Below are 16,792 nucleotides of genomic sequence, written 5' to 3'. Positions count from 1 at the left end.
GGCATCGCATGAGTCTCTATTGGCCGTGCAGGTGAGGAAATGCCAGATGATTCAGCACATGCGATCGGCATGAACTCGCATCATCTTGTCATGGATAAGCAGGGGGTGGAAGTTTGAATGGTGGCGGTGGGTGGACTTGAACCACCGACCTTCGGGTTATGAAGACGATCAGGAAGGCCGAAAGTAAGGGTTTTGAACCCTCATGTTGCAAGCATGTTGCATCGATTTCGCCGAACGGCTCCCCTCGCGCCTTCCAGACCCATAGCGAAGCTCTTTTCAACTATACGGAAATCCCGTATAGGTGGGCTATGGAAGACAGGTTCGATCCGGCCAAGGATATCACCAATCGGCAGAAACACGGCCTGCCATTGGCCTTCGGTGATCGCATCTTCGAAGATGCCGACCATCTCGTAATTCCCTCAATCCGCGAGATTGACGGCGAAGAGCGGTTCAAGGTGGTCGGGATCGTGGACGAGAAACTGTTCACAGCCGTCTTCGTCTGGCGGGGTGAACTGCCCCGCTTCATATCGGTGAGAAGGAGCAACACAGGTGAAGAGCGAGCATACCGTTCTGCCGGCTGATCCGGCCGATGATCAGGATTTCGACGCAACGTCGGCGGCCCTGGACCGGGGGCAGCGGGCGCGCCTGATTCGCAAAATCCGCACAGGGCTCGGCCTTTCGCAAGCTGAGTTCGCCAGCCGCTTTCGCGTTCCAGTCGGCACCTTGCGGGATTGGGAACAGGCGCGAGCGACGGCCCCGGACTTCGCGATAGCCTACATGCGGGTGATCGGCGCGCAGCCGGACATGGTGGCGAAGGCTGTAGCCTGACTTTTGCCTAGCCGAGTAGGCTGGCCTCGGCCGCCGCCATTTCATCGGCGTCGTCGGCCTTCGGGAACAGGTGCGAATAGCGGTCCATGGTCAATGCGATCGTGGAATGGCCCATGCGATCCTGCACCGTCTTCGGTGGCAGCGCGAGGCCGCCGTCTTCGCGCCTGTTGATGCACCACGATGCGAACCAATGCCGCAGGGCGTGCATCCCTGTGTATTTCGCGGCCAGCACCGGGAGGCCGTCCTCGTCCAGTTCGTCGGTCTCCACCGTCACGCCGGCTGCGATCCAAGCCGGCTGGAGGCCGCGTCGGACGATGTTGTTCAATTGTTCGACCTTGCCCGACCCATTTGGGAACACGAGGTCCAAGACAAAGATCGGTTCGCCGTCTGCGTTGCGCTTGCCCGTGGCGCGGCGCGGGCATTTGAGCTTCCATTCCCGAAGCGTGTTGATGACGATCGGCGGGGCAGGGACGGTGCGCTCGCCTGAAGAGGATTTGGGAGCGCCGATCTCGTTGAAGCGGTCGGCCCGCTGATGGACGCGGATTTCGCGGCGGTCCAGGTCCACGTCTTCCCAACGCAGGCCGCGCAGCTCGGATGCGCGCAGGCCGGTGAAGATTGCCGTAAGAAGCACAGGACGCCAGCGGCCTTCCAGCGCGCCGACGAGCGCCCTGATCTCGTCGCGGGTCGGAATGTCCACGCCGATCTTGAGCTTGCCCTTTTGCCGTCTCTCCTGCCGGCGCTCGCTCCCGCCGCGTCGGCCGCGCACGTCGCGAATCACATTGCGGTTCGTCAGGCCCCGCTCCTGGGCGTCCGCTAGGAGCGTTCCAAGAGACACCAGAACTTTCTTGATCATCGCCGGCGAGCGCCCGGCCGCGCGAAGCTGATCCTCGAATGCCCGAACGGCTGGTATTGTAAGGGTGGAAATCTTGGATGCGCCGATGAAAGGCCTGATGTGAAGCCGAAGATGGCCCTCGTAGCTGGCGTATGTGGTGCGCTCCAGCCCCGCTGCATCGACGCTCGCCAGCCAGAGGTTCCCGGCCGCCGCTATAGTCGTGCTCGCGCTATCGGCTACATGGACGCCCTGTCGAACCTCGACCGTGGCCGTAGCAGCGAAGGCGTCGGCCTGTTTCTTGAGCCGAAAGGTTTTGAGGCGGCGTTTGCCGGTGCCGTCCATATAGTCGACGACCCACGCGGTTTTCGTTTCGCCGGCCGGCGTCGTCCATTCTCGTTTGCGAACGCTCATGGAACATCCATTAAAAAGGTATGGGCTGTTGGCTTGCCGCATCACGGCGTTGCGTGGAAATCTTGTGGACCGTGTTGATCGTAAGGCGCGCCGGCGGCCGACCACCTCCGACACACGCGACCGGATCGGGAGCCTCAATCGGGGCCTGCGAGTTGGAGCGCTGGCCCCAATCCGTGTCGCGAAAACATCCAGACGTTCGCCCTCGGGCGTTCTGACATCGGCATTCCATAGGCGCCCGATCTCGGTCAGGGAGGGGTATCCTCGTCCGTGCGCATAGGGCGAATGTCCATGCTGCGTATCTAAGATATCTGGGAGAGAGACTGTCAGAGCATCGATGCAATATCCTAGCGAACCGACGAAAACCCGCGAACCCGCTGTAGAATGGGTTTTCGCCGGTTCGCCTAAGAACTTGGGCCTGATGTGTCGACCAGGTGAATCTTATAATCCAAGGCGGATGTGAACGGCCGGCCGTCGTGTGAAACAACGATTCCAGATGCGAACAGGACCCCGTACTCCGTCTCTTCCAAGCAGCCGCCGATACCGACGAACGGAATGGGTGATGCGATACCATGTTGGTCGATTGACCATGCTACGATCGGATAACTGGTGAAAAACTCGTTTACGTCCGCTCCGTGGTTGAACGGGAAGTTGGGCACTAGGGTTATTTCGCCTTGCGTGGCAGGTATCAGTTTCGGTCTTCCCCCCTTGATCCGAGCCGCGTCGTTGCGACGGATACGGTATCTGGCGTCATCCAGTGTTGTTACGACCGCCGGCTTGTGTGTGTCGTTTGGCGTGAAGACTGATCTAATTTGATTTTCTGCGATATGGACGGTGCCGTTATCGTCGGAAAATTCTAAGAAATGCATTTTATCTCCCTTTTAGTTAGTTTAATTGGTCTGCGAGGTCGTCGTAGTTCGTGGTTTCTTCCATACTATCATCGGCGATGTCCTCCCATTCTAGTGTTGATCCGATCCAGCCTTCGAACTGCGATCGGCAGTCCGGAAGGGTGGGAAACCGGTAAGTTGTCACCCGTCTGCCCGCGATCCGAGGGCGCGGCATGAGGAGCGTCGGGCAAAGTTCGACCAACTCCTTTCCAAGAGCTTCGGCGGAGACTTCGTTGCCCTCGTAGCGGCGAGTTCTCATCCATCTACCGTAAGCATCCCGCAGTTCGCTTTTGGTGACGGCGATCGGTTCATGAAACCAGCCCCGATCACCATCCAAAACCTCGAAATCCGGTTCGCCCGACTGGAGTATGTTGAACCACCAGAGCTTAACGTTCTTCAGTCCTTCCGTCTTCTGGACTGCCAGAGCGCTAGTGTTCGGTACGTCGCGGATGTCAAACTTCGAAAGATCGTAGTTCATCAGGAAATGCAGTAGTGCTGCCCGTCCTGTGCCGTTCATCTCATCTCGAATTGCGTCAAAGTATCTCTTGCGCTGCTGAGGCGTGGCTTTTCTAACGCTATATTTATCACTGGCATCTGAAACGAAATACCGCCGCTCATCCTCGGTGGCAGGGACAACCCATTTTTCATTTGAGGAAATGAAGAGCCGTAAAACGCTTCGAACGTGGAAACCGTTTAAGCCCTTGGGCTCGATGAAAACCTTTTCAGAGGTGATGAGGTGTTTGAGGGTGCCTTCAGCCTGCTTGTTGCCGGCCCAGAAGCCTTCTTCGACATGCAGCAAGAGTGCTTTTTCCTGATGCTGATTGAATCGACCGACAAGCTGATCTTGGTTAGCGATTTTAACGTGGTGGTTCGGAAACAGACTGCCGATATAGTCGCCTAATGTGTCCTTACCCGTTCCCTTCAAACCTCGCAGCACAACTGCCACGCCTGGCTTATCGGCCGGCCGTTGGATCATGTGCGCGAGCCAGCCGATGAAATAACTGTACGATTCCTCGTTACCATTGCAGAGCACCGTTCGGATATGGGCGAGGATCAGTTCGCACGACCCGCTTTCATCAGGCTCGACGGCGAACCCGCGCCAGTGGTTATACGCGCCCTCGACGTCCTCACCCGGCGAAAAGACCACGCCATTCGGATATTCGCGGCGCGCCTTATGGCGCAGCCATGCCTTTGTGACCGGCTCGGTTGCCTTCTCGGTGTTGACGCGATCGTTCTCATAGAAATTGTGGAGATCTCCGACCGTGCCGTAGGAAACGGTGCTGTCCCGGTTCTCCGTGATGATCACCGTCTTGCCGTTAATGAAGGCGACAGCGTGTTTGCGGTTGATGCGGGCGACCTTTGGCGGCACATGGCCGAGCGCGTGCTCCACGTTGGCCTTGTTGAGCTTCTGCTCGCGCTTCGAGATTTTGCGCTTCTCGGGTTCACCGCCCAGGAGTTCATCGAACATACCCGAAGGCTGGTCCGACTCTTCCTCACCGAGATCATCGAACTCGTTGTCGTCCAGGTTCTCGAATTCTGCCTCAAGCCGGGCTTCGCGAGCTGCGGTGACGAGAGTCGCCATCCGCACAGGCTTGTTCTTGCCCTTGAATGAGCGCCAGACGCGCTTCTGGTCGCGCTTGTCAAACTTGTCTGAGCGCTTCGAGAACTCGCACCAGAGCTCAAAGCCTTTGTCCGATCCGCCGAACTCGTGGTGAAGCGCCATGCCGACCGTGAGCCAGCCGTCGCGATCATCGCAATAGGTGGCGGCTGGGATGCCCGCGAGCGTGGCCCTGATCTCGTTTTCCGACAAACCGAGCGGCGCGCTGCGCTCATCACCGGCATCGGCCGGCCGGTCGTCCTCGCCAATGAGCTTTTCGATGCGCGGTGCGGCGATGAAGGGTCCGATGCCGAGGTCCAGCATCGAGAAATCGAACGGGCTCTCCCAACGATAGGGCTTGCCGGTGTCGGGATGAATGGAAGGGGGGATGGCAACCTGTTTGCCGGTCCCGAATAGCTCGATCTCCCAAGCCCAATGCGCCTTGCCGTCTGCACCGTTGATCTTGTCGGCGCTGTGCGCGAGCTTCTTCGAGGGGAACGGCTTATCGGTGATCAGATAGAAGTGTCGGCTGGCGCCGCCCGAGCCCGAGATGACGGTCGGCAGGTTCTTCCACTCGGGGAACATGGAACTGAGGCGCGCACGAGCCTCCTCGACGCGCTTGGGGTCGCGGATGTCCAAGTCGAGGACATGCAGATAGCCGCCGCCGACACGGGACCATTGGCCGAGCCGCAAGCCGACGTTCTCACCGGCCCGATATGACGCTTTGAGCTTATCAAGTGTCAAAACAGGCTTGGTGCTCCAATCGTCCCCGATGGGCCTCTTGGATTTCGGATGTAGGCGATGAATGGCGAACCCGGCGCTGACCAGGTGTCCAATGTCTTTGAGCATCACGACCTGCTGACTAGGTTACCCCTTGGCGGGCGGGGGCTCACGAAGGAGTAACCGCCAAGATGCGTTCAAACCCTGTGTGCGCCGATTGCGTACTCAGCTATGCGGTGAAAAAAGCCAACGGTCACGCCGTCATACCGGGATGCCGCAATCAGGTTCTCGACGACCTGCGCCAGATAGATCGGAGCTTCCTTCTCCCTCATCGCGCCAACGATGCGATCGGCGTAGCAATGTCCCGCCCTGTTGTCAGCGGACCAGTCATCCGATGCGGGGGGAAGTTCGAGCTGCGGAGAGACTGTGTTCGATAGGTCAATCATTTTAGGGACTCCGAATTCTAGGGATTGGGATAGGAATCCGACGTGGTCGGTTGCTCGGTATCGTACGTTAGTTTGCCGTGCTTGTTGGCTCGTCGAAGAAGGCGACGAGCTTCTCACGGGAAGCGACCCACCGCTCACCGACCTGCCGAGCGGGCAGCTGCCCTGCTGTGAGCATCGAATAGGTCTGCCGGTCAGTTCGACCGATGACCTTAGCGATCCCACTGATTCCCCAAACGAGATCTATGCTTTGATGTGCTTCCTTGGCCATCAATGTAACCCTACTTGAAGATAACACACGGTGTGTCATTGACTGTGTGTCATGGGTGGGGCATGGCGGTCAAGAGCAATTAGTGGCATTGGTGGGGCATGGCGCGAGAAGATTTGCATTTCCGGCTGCGAATACCGGAGTCTTTGAAAGAGCAAGTTGAGAAGGCTTCTCTTGAAAACCGAAGATCTATGACTGCCGAAATCATAGCTCGCCTGGAGGCAAGCTTCGAAGCGCCGCAAGAACTCGCTAGCCCCTATGAGGCCCTGATTCAGAAGATTCTTGATAGTGTCGAGACGAATATGAAATCGCGCATGGATACGATGTTTGAAGATCTGCTTGGCTCAGACTCAGAGCAGTCGGCCGTTAAAAAGCGCCGCGAGTAAACGCGAGCACCCTCGCACGATTTAGCAACTACTCTTCGATCCAGTGCCACGCACCGGTTTGTTGGCAGCCGGCGTTGATGTGGTGGTTTAGGCTCGCTTCAGATTAGCGGTTCGCCATTCTTTCCGACAGCCACGCTTGCACCTCGGCCTCGACCCAAAGCGAAGACGAACCCAACCTGATCGGTTTTGGAAATTGCCCATTTTTAGCGAGGCGGTACACGGTTGCGCGGCTTATCGGTACTATTTCGATAATGTCGCGCAGTCGTATGAACGTTACCTTGCTCGCCCAATCGTTGTTCGGTGTTCCGTTCGACATAATTCAACCCATTGTTGATTACATGGGATATCTCAAACGCGTTACTTTCTGAGTGTCATACATTGCCCAAATGGACGCAATAGCTCGATCTGAAGCGCAGTCAAGGTTCCAGCGCTGACCGCGCTTCGCGCCTTGACCAAATTTTCTTAATGGAATCAGAGATTTTCATAGTGGTCAGGGTGGTCAAGTTGGTTTTGGAAATTCGTATACACGCAATGGATAACGAATTTTTCTGATCGTCCGTTGTGACTTTTTCTATCCCATTGCGCATACGGAGAATGTACCCTGACCACTCTGACCTCCCTGACCATTCTTATTAAGTCATTGATATATAATGATATTAATGGTCAGGGTAAGAGGTTTTTGGTCAGTGAGGTCAGGGGTGCATCCTAAATTGTCCCAGCGTCGTGGAAACCATCTAAATTGCCAAGTAAAAAACGTAAATATAAAAAGATTTATATTCAACTTGATGGTATGAGTGTCGCATTCTAAATCGGGCTGAGAATACAGGGATCGTAAGACCGACAGGGCACCTCTACATTTGGAGACGCAGTTATGAGCGAGGCAGGTGTTCAGATTCGCGTCGGTGGTGGCGCGGGCTATGGTTCGAACCAAACGGTCGTTCGTTGCCGCACCGGCTCGTTCGAATGGCGGTACGCACGGCAGGGAAGCCCGCAGTATCACGCCGGGAGTGCCTTCGCGCGGGATTGGGAGCGCTCCGGCATCACGCTGCCGTCTGCCCTCATGGGCGGTGCTTCGATCGGCGGGGGTGGTGGATGGAAGGGATTGCCCGATGAGCGCGTGATGGCCCTCGATCGCGTTCTCACGACGACAAAGGCGCTCGGCGGCCCGATCACGCGCAGGCTCGTCGCCTATTGTGTGGAGGGTCTGACGCCGAAGGAAATAGCCAGGACTTACGGCGATGTCATCACGCCGAACGCGATGGCGAATATCCTCGACTGCGACTTGCTGGAACTCGTGCGGGTTGTGCAGTAAGTGGAAGTTGATAAGCCGCCGGTAGGCTTCAAGGCATCGGACAGGAACGCATAATGGCTTTTATCCCATCAGCCGATATGAATACGCAGAAGATTCTGAAAATATTCAGCTTCTATAACATCAAGCCAGGGGAAGCCCTGCCAACAAACGTATTCTCCTCGCGTGCTGCAGAGGTTGGTTTGAGCCATGAGGATATAGGCCCAGCGCTGGATGCTTGCGCTACACGGGGATGGACAAAAGATAAGGCGAATGGCGCCGTTGAATTGACGGAGGACGGATTTGCAGAAATCCAAAATTGATACGCTTGACCCTTTTCACATAAGCCCCTACAAGTATTGATAGTGTCAGGAACTATGAGAAGGGCTCGCTTCGGCGGGCCTTTTTGCGTTTTAGGGAGCGCGACATGCCCGCGATCACCTACGACCAGCAGCAGGGCATCCAGCTTGCCGACGTGGCTCCGCTTCCCGAGACAGGAACGGCCAAGCCCGGCAACATGACACTGGTCCCTCGCGCCGATCACCAGCACCCGCGCATCACGTCAGCCCAGACCGGAGCGCTGGATAATGCCGGCATGGCCACAATGATGTTCACCCGGACATTCACCGCCGAGCCCGCCGTGTCGATCCTCGCCGTGGAGAACAACACGAAGAGCCCGCCCGACTTCAAGGTGATGCAGTTTCTCGATGACCAGCAGCAGCCTTGGGTGGCGGGCAAGCTCTATGGAGGCGCGATCATCTACGGGACGCGGACTAGGGCGCTCCCCGGTGTCTCGGCCGTCCTCACGGATCTGCTGAAGCTCTCCGGCTATGTGCCGACCGAACCAGCGGCCGGTGTCCGCTTCTCCATCATCGCATTGCAGGCAAGCTAGGGCATGACACGGGTCAGCGAGTTCACCGAAGAGACGGGAGACATGATCTGCGAGCGGATCGCGAACGGGGAGAGCTTGCGGGCTATCTGCCGTGACCCTGACACGCCCGCGCAATCGACGGTGTTCAAATGGTTGGCTTCCAACGCGGCCTTTGCGGAGCAATACGCCCGCGCGCGCGAGGCCCAGGCCGACGCCCTGTTCGACGAGATCCTCGACATCGCCGATGACGGCCGAAACGACCTCATGGAAAAGTTCGACGCCGATGGCGCGCAACAGGGCTGGCGCGAGAATGGCGAGGTGCTGAAACGATCTGTCCTGCGGGTTGATGCTCGCAAATGGATGGCTGGCAAGCTCCAGCCGAAGAAATATGGCGATCGAAGCCAGATGGAGCTGATTGGCAAGGATGGCGGCCCGGTGGGTGTCGTGTTCCAGACCGTCTACGAGGCCGAGCCGAAGAAGTGATGCACGAGTTCCGGGTTCGCTGGTATCAGCGCCGCTTCCACGAGGCGCTGGTGAACCGCACCCACGACCGCCTTATGGCGATCTGGCATCGCCGGGCGGGCAAAGACGAAATCGTTCTGAACGCCATGCGGGAAATCGCGTGGAAAGACCCCGGCACCTATTGGCATTGCTTCCCCGAGTACAAGCAGGCCCGCAAGGCGATCTGGAACGGCGTGAATGGCCACACGGGAAAGCGCCGCATCTTCGAAGCCTTCCCGCCTGAGATCATCAAGCGGATGCAGGACGATGACATGTTCATCGAACTGACGAACGGGGCGACGTTTCAGCTGATCGGTTCTGATCGATACGACGCAACGGTAGGTGCCGGTCCCAAGGGCATCGCCTATTCCGAATGGGCGCTCTCCAACCCTTCCGCCTGGGCCTATCACTCGCCCATGATCCGCGAGACGAAAGGTTTCGCCGCCTTCATCACCACGCCGCGTGGCAACAATCACGCTAAGGCGATGCTGGATAAGGCTACGAGCAACCCATTGTGGTTCTCCGAAGTGCTCAGTATCCGCGACACCCGCGCGTTGACGGAAGCTGATCTGGGAGAGGCGCTGGAGGAATATCAGACGCTGCACGGTGAGGACTTAGGCCTCGCCATCTTCGAACAAGAATACGAGTGTTCGTTCTCTGGCGCGATGGTCGGCGCGTATTGGGGCTCGGAGATGAACCGGGCCGAGCGGGAAGGGCGCATCGGCCTTGTGCCGATCAACCCGCACCATCCCGTTCACACGGCATGGGACTTGGGCAAGGCGGTCAACAATCCGATCTGGTGCTTCCAGGTCTACGACGGCCGACCGCATGTCGTGGACTTCTACCGGCCGGACAGCGACGACCTTGCTCAGTGGTGCGCCTGGCTCGACGAGCGCGGTTATCACGGCACCGACTATGTGCCCCACGACATCATGGCGCCGGCCGGATGGGGCGTGAACCGCACTCGCTTCGACCTGCTGAAGTCGATGAAGCGGAACCCCAAGGTCGTGCCGATGGTGAGCGTGGCCGAGGGCATCCATGCCGGGCGCGAGACGATCAAGGTGGCCTATTTCGACGAGGGCCGATGCGGCGACGGGCTGGAAGGCCTGAAGAGCTATCGCCGGGAGTGGGACGACGAGCGAAAGACGTTCCGCGACAACCCGGTGAAGGATTGGGCCGAGCATATCGGCTCCAGCTTCCGCTATCTCGGCCTGTCGTGGAAGGACGCCGCTCCCGCCTACCAGCCGCCGACCAAGCCGAAGGATTTGGGCTACGTGGCCGGCGATGACGGCGTGATCCAGGGCAATCTGTCGGTGAGGGAGGCGGTGGACGCCATGGTGCGCCGGCGCAAAAGGCGCAGATGAAGGAAGCCGATCATGCTGAAGAATGTGGCCTACATATTTATCGCGACGCTAAGCGCCTGCGCGATGATCGATCTCGCCTCAACTGCGCTGACGGCGCCGACTGCTGAGGACAGGATCAGCGCTTTGGAAAAGCAAGTCAACGACTTGCGGCGATGCTTGCACCCTGCTGCCAGCTATTGCAGCCCAGACCCATGAAGACCAACCGGCCCGCGCTCTGCGGGCTTTTTCATTCGTGAGGATCACATGGCCGACATCGACGAACAGGCGTTCCAGAGCGTCTTGAAGCAGTTCCGTGGCGGTGAGCGCGCCTTGGCGGGCCGCCGCGCCTCCCTGCTGATCTACAGCGGCAAGAAGCCCAACACGAAGCTTCTCGACCGCTTCACCGAAGAGCTTCCCGAGATCGGCCGCTACCTGTCGAACGATGGGATCACGCCCCCGGCCGAGGACAACGGCGGAAACCCGCTGGCCGAAGACGCTGGCACGGTGGACCAGGGCAACAACGCCTCGAACGTCAGCGACGATCAGGCGAAGGACGAGCAGGCCGCGATCGATGAGCATGTCGGCGGCGAGCCCGAGGACAAGCTGAACCCGGAAGCGGCCGGGGTGGATGACGGCGCGGTGAAGACCGGCAAGTCCGGCCGCAAGAACTGATCGAGCGATGACATGCCCCGCCCGGCACTGGCGCCGGACAGGGCTTTTCTTTGAGGGGCCGCATGTCCAAGACCGCCGATAGCCAGACCGATCAGGGCCGCGCACTGCGAGACGAGGCGCGCAAATGGCTCGGCCGGATCGAAGACGCCGGGAAGCGCGAGAAGAACTGGCTGGAAGACGCGGCGAAGGCGACGGCGGCCTATACGGGTGAGCGGTCCACGGCCGAGAACACAGAAGCGCCCGGCTCCACGAACTACGATTTCAACATCCTCTTCGCGAACGTGGAGACGATCGTTCCGGCCGTCATCAACTCGGCCCCGGCCCCGGATGTGCGCCGCCGCTATGGCTCGGACGATCCTGTCGCCAAGGACTTCGCCGAGATGCTGGAGCGCGCGATCCGCGTTCAGGTCGATGACGGCAAGCTGCAAGTCGAGATGGAAGGCATGGCACAGGATGGCTTCCTGGCCGGGCGCGGCTTGATCCGTCTGCGCTTTCACAGCGATTTCGTGGATGCCGACACCGGCCGCGCGGAGATGGAAGAGCGCGACGAGGCGGCATCGGACGCGCCAGCCCCGGTAGAGCCGACTGAAGCCGCGCAGCAGTCCAACGAGCGCATCTCGTTCGAGGCGGTCAGCTGGCGGGACGCGAGGCATGGCCCGGCCCGGCGCTGGAGCGATGTGCCTTGGTGGGCCTTCCGCCATGCGATGCAGAAGGAGGACATCTCCGGGTTTGCCGACGCCGGCCTCGTGTCTTCCCAGGCCGAGCCGGGCGAGGTCGAAGAGGACGACGACGCCGACCGCATCGTCTGGGAGGTCTGGGACAAGCGGACGAAGCGCGTCCTGTTTATCTCGGCCGGGCAGGGCACCATTCTGAAGATGGTAGACGACCCGCTCGGGCTCTCGAATTTCTTCCCGATCGCGACGCCGGTTCAGCCCATCGAGGTCACGGGCCGGCTCATGCCGGTGAACCCGTTCTCGATCTACCGTAAGCTGGCCGACGAACTAGACATCACCACGCAGCGCATTCGCATGGTGACGAAGCAACTGCGCGTCAAAGGCTGGTATGGGGGCGACCAGACCGAGCTTCAGTCGCTTCTCGACGCTGACGACAACGAGTTCGTGCCGATCAAGGATTTCGAACAGTGGGCGCAGAACGGCGGGATCGCTGGCGCCATCGCGTTCTGGCCTGTCGAAAAGCTCGTCGTCGTCCTGGCCGAGCTCTACAAGAACCGTGACCTGACGAAGCAGGCCATCTACGAGATCACCGGCATTTCGGACATCGTGCGCGGCGCGTCCAAGGCGGCCGAGACGCTGGGCGCGCAGCAGATCAAGGCACAATGGGGTTCGCTGCGAATCCAGAAGATGCAGCGCATGATGGAGCGGGCCGCCCGCGACCTGTTCCTGATGATGGCCGAGATCATCCCGACGAAGTTCTCGCCGGCCACGCTCACCGCCATGACCGAAATCCAGATCGAGCCGACGCCTGAAGAGATGCAGCAGGCGCCCGCGCCGATGCCGCCTCAGCCGACCCCGCAGACCGGCCAGCCCGACCCGCAAGCGATGCAGGTGTTCCAGCAGGCGCGACAGGCCAAGCTCCAGCACCTCATGCAGCTGCAAGCCCTCATGCGCCAGCGCGTGGCGACCTACTATCGCATCGACGTGGAGACGGACTCGACGATCAAGGCCGACCTGACGCGCCAGAAGCAGGAGGCGACCGAGTTCATGACTGCCGCGTCGGGCTATTTCGCCGCTGTCGGCCCGCTGGTGCAGCAGGGCGCGCTGCCCATGAACGTCGCCGTCGAAATCTTCTCGTCCTTCTCCCGCATGTTCAACTTGGGCAAATCGGTCGAAGACGCGCTGGACGAGATGGTGGCGCAGGCGAAGGAAGCTGCCGGACAACCGAAGACCGATCCCGCTGCCGAGGCCGCGAAGGCCGAGCAGGAGGGCAAGGCGAAGCTGCTGTACGCCGACCTCCAGAACAGGGCGATCGACGGCCAGATCAAGCAGGCGACCGGTCAGGCCGACATCGCCGGCAAGCAGCTTGATCAGGACATCAAGCGCATGGACCTCCAGCTGAAGGGCCTCGACCTGGAGATCAAGCGCGCCGAACTCGGCCTGAAGCAGCGCCAGCTGATGACGCCGCCCGCGCCTCCCTCATTCGGTGGACCGGCGCCGGCTTGATCGGCGCGTTTTTCATTTCGGGTGGTGCGATGGCCGATCGGTATGTCTGGCGGGATGGGTGCTTTCGAGACCGGGCGACCGGCGAGCCGATGACGGTGCCGGACGGCCCGCTGGCGATCCCTCAGATGACGCCGGTCATGCCCGAATACACGAGCCCGATCGACGGGCGGACGATCACCACGCGGCATGAGCGCCGCGAGGATCTGAAGCGGAACAACTGCGTCGAAGCGGGCGACTTCAAGAGCCCGACCGGCGGCAAGATCAGGAACAAGGCCTTTGCCGCCAAGCGCGGGTTGCAGGTCAGCGAGGAGTTTCGATGAGCATTTCCCGAGTGATCTGCTGGAAGGCCAAGCCGCTCACCGAACTGAGCCGCGAAGAGTTGATCGAGGCGGTGGAGTTCTTGGCGAAGGACCATTTCGCCAACATTCAGCGTCGGACTGATCTCGCGCAAAACCATGAACTGCAGCGCCACGCGCTCGCCTCTCAGTTTGTGCCGAATCCGCAGGCCCAAGCAGGGTTGGGCACGATTTTTGAGCAGAGCGCCGGATTGGCTCGGGGTGGCGTCCGATGAGCGAGCTTCCCACGCATCTGACATGGGCTCGCCGAAAACTCATCATCGAGACGGCTCGGGACTCCGAGTTTTCCTCGGCGGACGTAGCGCTCATCTTCGGCGTGGCGACGGCTTTCGTCGAGGAGATCGTTCGCGCCGATATGGTCGCAGCTGCTCAGGCGGCAGCCAATTACGAGGCGCGGGAGCGCACTCGGCGGGAAATCGAGGCCGCTTGCCGTGCGAATGTTCGGCCGACTGAGGCCGAGGTGCAGGACTGGACGGCTGCCGAGCAGGCGCGTGCGGAAGCGAACATGCGCGTCGATATGGCCCGCCGGATAGCCCGCGCTCGCCAGGAAGAAGTCGACCTCAACCGCATCTACGACGAAATGGGCGGTACCGCTGAAGAAGGGGCGACAATCCAATGAGCGACGTTCAGGCCATCCAGACCGAGGCGGCGCCCGACTTCTCCGCGCTGAACGATGACGACGCGCTCGGTGCGGTCTGGGACCAGCTGGAGCGCGACAACGGCGCGGCGCGCGGCGACGACGGCAAGTTCACGTCCGGCGAGGGTGGTGACGAACCGGCCGGCGATGACGCTCAACCTGCTGCCGTAGAAGGCGAAGAGGGTGGTGACGACCAGACCGCGACCGAGACCCAGACGCCTGCCGTTGCTCTGCCGCCCAACTGGAACGGCATGGACGAGGACTGGAAGAAAATCCCGGCCGATGTTCAGGCGAAGATCGCCGCCCGCGACACCGAGCTTCACGCCCGCATGTCCGAGCAGGGTCGTCAGATCGGCGCGTTCAAGCCGTTCGTGGACGTGATCGAGAAGAACCGCGACCTGTTCGAGGGTCGCCAGATGGCGGACGGGCGCGCGGTGACGCCGACCTTCGCCGTGGACTTCCTGATGGGAGTGCAGCGCCAGCTGGACGCGGACCCCATCGGAACCCTGATCCAGATTGCTGACCGGTACGAGGCGCGCGACATGCTCGTTGCCGTCCTGACCGGCCAAGCCCGACTTCCTCCCGTACCGCAGCCCCAGGCCTCGGCCGGCGTGAAGCCCGCCGATGTTCAGGCGATGGTGCGGGAGACCTTGGACGCGGACCAGACGGCCCGCGCGGCGGAAGAGGAAATCAGCCGCTTGTCGAAGGACAAGCCGCTCTACGCTTCAATCGCCGAAGCGGACATGGTTCACTTCATCAGAATGGCGCGGTCCAAGCTCGGTGACGCCGCTTCGAACGAAGCCGTGTTCAACCGGGCCTATGACATGGCCGTAAACGCCGATCCCGACCTGAGGGCGAAAGCCGCAGCCGCCGCGAAACCGGCCGCTGCCGCGCCGGACCCGAGGCGGACGGCCGACGCTCGGCGCGCCGCCAGCGTCAACGTCACCTCAACATCCACCGGCAAGTCGCGAAACCTGACCGAGGACGAGCTTCTCGCCCAGGCGTTCGACGACGCTCAGAAGGACCGATAAACGATGGCGACCCCATCCGCAGTTTTCACGCAGATGGTCTCGACGACCATGCGCAATTCGGCAACCGACGTTGCCGACAACGTGAGCAAGCACAATGCTCTGCTCAACCGCCTGAAGAAGAAGGGCAACATCCGCACGCTGGATGGTGGCACGGAAATTCAGGTGCCGCTCGAATATGCCGAGAACCAGACCTATCAGCGGTATGGCGGCTACGACACCCTGAACACGAACGCCTCTGACATCATCACGTCGGCGAAGTTCGATTGGGCGCAGATCGCTCTGCATGTCGTGTCGTCCGGCCGCGAGCTTCGCCAGAACAGCGGCAAGTCCGCGATGGTCAATCTGGTGAAGTCCAAGAAGGCGAACGCGCTCAAGACCGCCGCCAACAACTTCGCCGTGGACATCTATTCCGACGCTTCGATGGCCTACCAGACCAACGGCCTCGCAAACATCGTTCAGTCGAACGGGCAGGGCACGGTCGGCGGTCTGGATGCGGCGACGTGGGCGTTCTGGCGCAACAAGTTCCGCGAGATCCCCGGAACCGACGCCTACACGAAGGACACGATCGTCGGCGAGATGAACCGCCTCTGGCTTCCGCTCAATCGTGGCGCGGACAAGCCGGACGTGATCGTCATGTCCCACGACTTCTACAGCGTCTTCGAAGCCTCGCAGCAGCAGCTGCAGCGCTATACCGACGCCGATCAGGCCCAGGCCGGCTTCACGGGGTTGAAGTACAAGACGGCCGACGTGATCTTCGACGACAACGCGAACTTCGCGACCAACGCGGAGAAGGCCTACTTCCTGAACACCGACTACCTGTACATCTTCCAGCACAAGGATGCGCAGTGGACGCAGGACGACGAGAAGCGCCCGATCAATCAGGACGCCATCGTGATCCCCTACTACTGGATGGGCAACATGGCCTGTTCGAACCGTTCGCTGCAGGGCGTCCTGCTCGACGCGGCATAAGGAGGCCGACATGACCGCTTTTGTTGGCGCCCAGCTGGGCGAGAAGTGGACGCAGGCGCAGCTGACCGGGGCCGAAAGCGGCTCCGTTCCGGGCATCGGCGACATCTACGTCAGCCACGACAACCGCCGCTATCGGTTCGTTCAGTACAATGCCGGCGTGAACGTGCCGGGCGTGAAGGGCAACGTCGCGGGCTTCTACGCCCCCGGCGGCGTCTCTACCGGCCTGACGAACGTCGTCACCTCCGACGTGTCGGAAACGGCCGGTCTCGGCGCGGGCATCCTGATGTCCGACGTGGCCTCGGGCGAATACTGCTGGATTCAGATTGGCGGTCTCGCCACGCTGACCCCGGCGCTCGTCTCCGGTGCCAGCGGCCAGTCGCTCGTCCTGTCCACGACCACGGACGGAACGCTGAAGGTCGCAGCCGCCGTGACGGACTCGGTGGTGGCCTATGCCGTGAACGCGGCGGGCAAGCAGGTGATGTGCTCCTTCCCGTACTGATCGGGGTCGCACACGACAGATGGAACGCAGGGCGGGCCTCCGGGTCCGCCCTTTTTCATTTCCGAGACAGGAGCGC

20 protein-coding genes are annotated in these 16,792 nt (G+C 60.6%); 17 read left to right on the top strand and 3 right to left on the bottom strand.

Annotated elements, in window-relative coordinates; all coding sequences use genetic code 11:
- Nucleotides 1–308: 308 nt before the first annotated feature.
- The gene (locus tag NS365_RS13405; RefSeq protein WP_058600784.1) at nucleotides 309–581 is read left to right on the top strand and encodes a BrnT family toxin; all 273 of its coding nucleotides are present in this window, start codon (nucleotides 309–311) and stop codon (nucleotides 579–581) included.
- Nucleotides 550–828 (top strand): helix-turn-helix domain-containing protein, encoded by a 279-nt coding sequence (locus tag NS365_RS13400; protein ID WP_058600783.1) that lies wholly within the window; start codon nucleotides 550–552, stop codon nucleotides 826–828. The genes NS365_RS13405 and NS365_RS13400 overlap by 32 nt, the downstream gene beginning before the upstream one ends.
- Before the next feature lie 7 nt (nucleotides 829–835).
- Here the strand turns inward: NS365_RS13400 and NS365_RS13395 are convergent, their stop codons facing one another.
- Entirely contained in the window at nucleotides 836–2,071 is a 1,236-nt protein-coding gene (locus NS365_RS13395; RefSeq protein ID WP_058600782.1) for a tyrosine-type recombinase/integrase, read from the bottom strand.
- Nucleotides 2,072–2,953: 882 nt separating this feature from the next.
- Entirely contained in the window at nucleotides 2,954–5,401 is a 2,448-nt protein-coding gene (locus NS365_RS13390; RefSeq protein WP_058600781.1) for a DUF5906 domain-containing protein, read from the bottom strand.
- Between the two features lie 683 nt (nucleotides 5,402–6,084).
- On the opposite strand from NS365_RS13390, the gene NS365_RS13375 reads away from it, so the two are divergent.
- Nucleotides 6,085–6,369 (top strand): Arc family DNA-binding protein, encoded by a 285-nt coding sequence (locus tag NS365_RS13375; protein WP_082684595.1) that lies wholly within the window; start codon nucleotides 6,085–6,087, stop codon nucleotides 6,367–6,369.
- A 103-nt stretch (nucleotides 6,370–6,472) separates the two neighbouring features.
- Here NS365_RS13375 and NS365_RS25340 read toward each other — a convergent pair whose 3' ends face one another.
- Entirely contained in the window at nucleotides 6,473–6,685 is a 213-nt protein-coding gene (locus NS365_RS25340; RefSeq protein ID WP_082684594.1) for an AlpA family phage regulatory protein, read from the bottom strand.
- Between the two features lie 555 nt (nucleotides 6,686–7,240).
- Between NS365_RS25340 and NS365_RS13370 the strand changes: the two genes are divergently transcribed.
- The 14 genes from NS365_RS13370 (at nucleotide 7,241) to NS365_RS13310 (ending at nucleotide 16,716) form a co-directional block, all read left to right on the top strand.
- Nucleotides 7,241–7,681 (top strand): hypothetical protein, encoded by a 441-nt coding sequence (locus NS365_RS13370; protein WP_058600778.1) that lies wholly within the window; start codon nucleotides 7,241–7,243, stop codon nucleotides 7,679–7,681.
- A 53-nt stretch (nucleotides 7,682–7,734) separates the two neighbouring features.
- Nucleotides 7,735–7,980, top strand: coding sequence for a hypothetical protein (locus NS365_RS24125; protein ID WP_153003768.1), 246 nt, complete (start codon nucleotides 7,735–7,737; stop codon nucleotides 7,978–7,980).
- Between the two features lie 104 nt (nucleotides 7,981–8,084).
- Nucleotides 8,085–8,549 (top strand): hypothetical protein, encoded by a 465-nt coding sequence (locus NS365_RS13365; protein WP_058600777.1) that lies wholly within the window; start codon nucleotides 8,085–8,087, stop codon nucleotides 8,547–8,549.
- Between the two features lie 3 nt (nucleotides 8,550–8,552).
- Entirely contained in the window at nucleotides 8,553–9,011 is a 459-nt protein-coding gene (locus NS365_RS13360; protein ID WP_193753435.1) for a terminase small subunit protein, read from the top strand.
- Entirely contained in the window at nucleotides 9,011–10,393 is a 1,383-nt protein-coding gene (locus NS365_RS13355) for a hypothetical protein (protein WP_058600776.1), read from the top strand. The genes NS365_RS13360 and NS365_RS13355 overlap by 1 nt, the downstream gene beginning before the upstream one ends.
- A 12-nt stretch (nucleotides 10,394–10,405) precedes the next feature.
- Complete coding sequence (locus NS365_RS13350; protein WP_058600775.1) at nucleotides 10,406–10,588, top strand: hypothetical protein; 183 nt, start codon at nucleotides 10,406–10,408, stop codon at nucleotides 10,586–10,588.
- Between the two features lie 48 nt (nucleotides 10,589–10,636).
- Nucleotides 10,637–11,044: a hypothetical protein gene (locus NS365_RS13345; protein WP_058600774.1), complete on the top strand. Its 408-nt coding sequence runs from the start codon at nucleotides 10,637–10,639 to the stop codon at nucleotides 11,042–11,044.
- A 62-nt stretch (nucleotides 11,045–11,106) separates the two neighbouring features.
- A complete protein-coding gene (locus NS365_RS13340) occupies nucleotides 11,107–13,224 on the top strand; it encodes a hypothetical protein (protein ID WP_058600773.1) in 2,118 nt (705 codons plus the stop codon).
- Entirely contained in the window at nucleotides 13,221–13,544 is a 324-nt protein-coding gene (locus NS365_RS13335; RefSeq protein WP_244498444.1) for a hypothetical protein, read from the top strand. Before NS365_RS13340 ends, NS365_RS13335 begins: the two co-directional genes overlap by 4 nt.
- A complete protein-coding gene (locus tag NS365_RS13330) occupies nucleotides 13,541–13,795 on the top strand; it encodes a hypothetical protein (protein ID WP_058600772.1) in 255 nt (84 codons plus the stop codon). The genes NS365_RS13335 and NS365_RS13330 overlap by 4 nt, the downstream gene beginning before the upstream one ends.
- Nucleotides 13,792–14,199: a hypothetical protein gene (locus tag NS365_RS13325; RefSeq protein WP_058600771.1), complete on the top strand. Its 408-nt coding sequence runs from the start codon at nucleotides 13,792–13,794 to the stop codon at nucleotides 14,197–14,199. The genes NS365_RS13330 and NS365_RS13325 overlap by 4 nt, the downstream gene beginning before the upstream one ends.
- A complete protein-coding gene (locus tag NS365_RS13320; RefSeq protein ID WP_058600770.1) occupies nucleotides 14,196–15,248 on the top strand; it encodes a hypothetical protein in 1,053 nt (350 codons plus the stop codon). Before NS365_RS13325 ends, NS365_RS13320 begins: the two co-directional genes overlap by 4 nt.
- Nucleotides 15,249–15,251: 3 nt before the next feature.
- A complete protein-coding gene (locus tag NS365_RS13315) occupies nucleotides 15,252–16,217 on the top strand; it encodes a phage major capsid protein (RefSeq protein ID WP_058600769.1) in 966 nt (321 codons plus the stop codon).
- 10 nt (nucleotides 16,218–16,227) lie between these two features.
- Complete coding sequence (locus NS365_RS13310; RefSeq protein ID WP_058600768.1) at nucleotides 16,228–16,716, top strand: hypothetical protein; 489 nt, start codon at nucleotides 16,228–16,230, stop codon at nucleotides 16,714–16,716.
- Nucleotides 16,717–16,792 lie beyond the last annotated feature (76 nt).

The sequence above is a fragment of the Aureimonas ureilytica genome (genome assembly GCF_001475935.1).
GTDB lineage: Bacteria > Pseudomonadota > Alphaproteobacteria > Rhizobiales > Rhizobiaceae > Aureimonas > Aureimonas ureilytica_A.
This window is presented reverse-complemented; position numbering and strand designations above follow the sequence as displayed.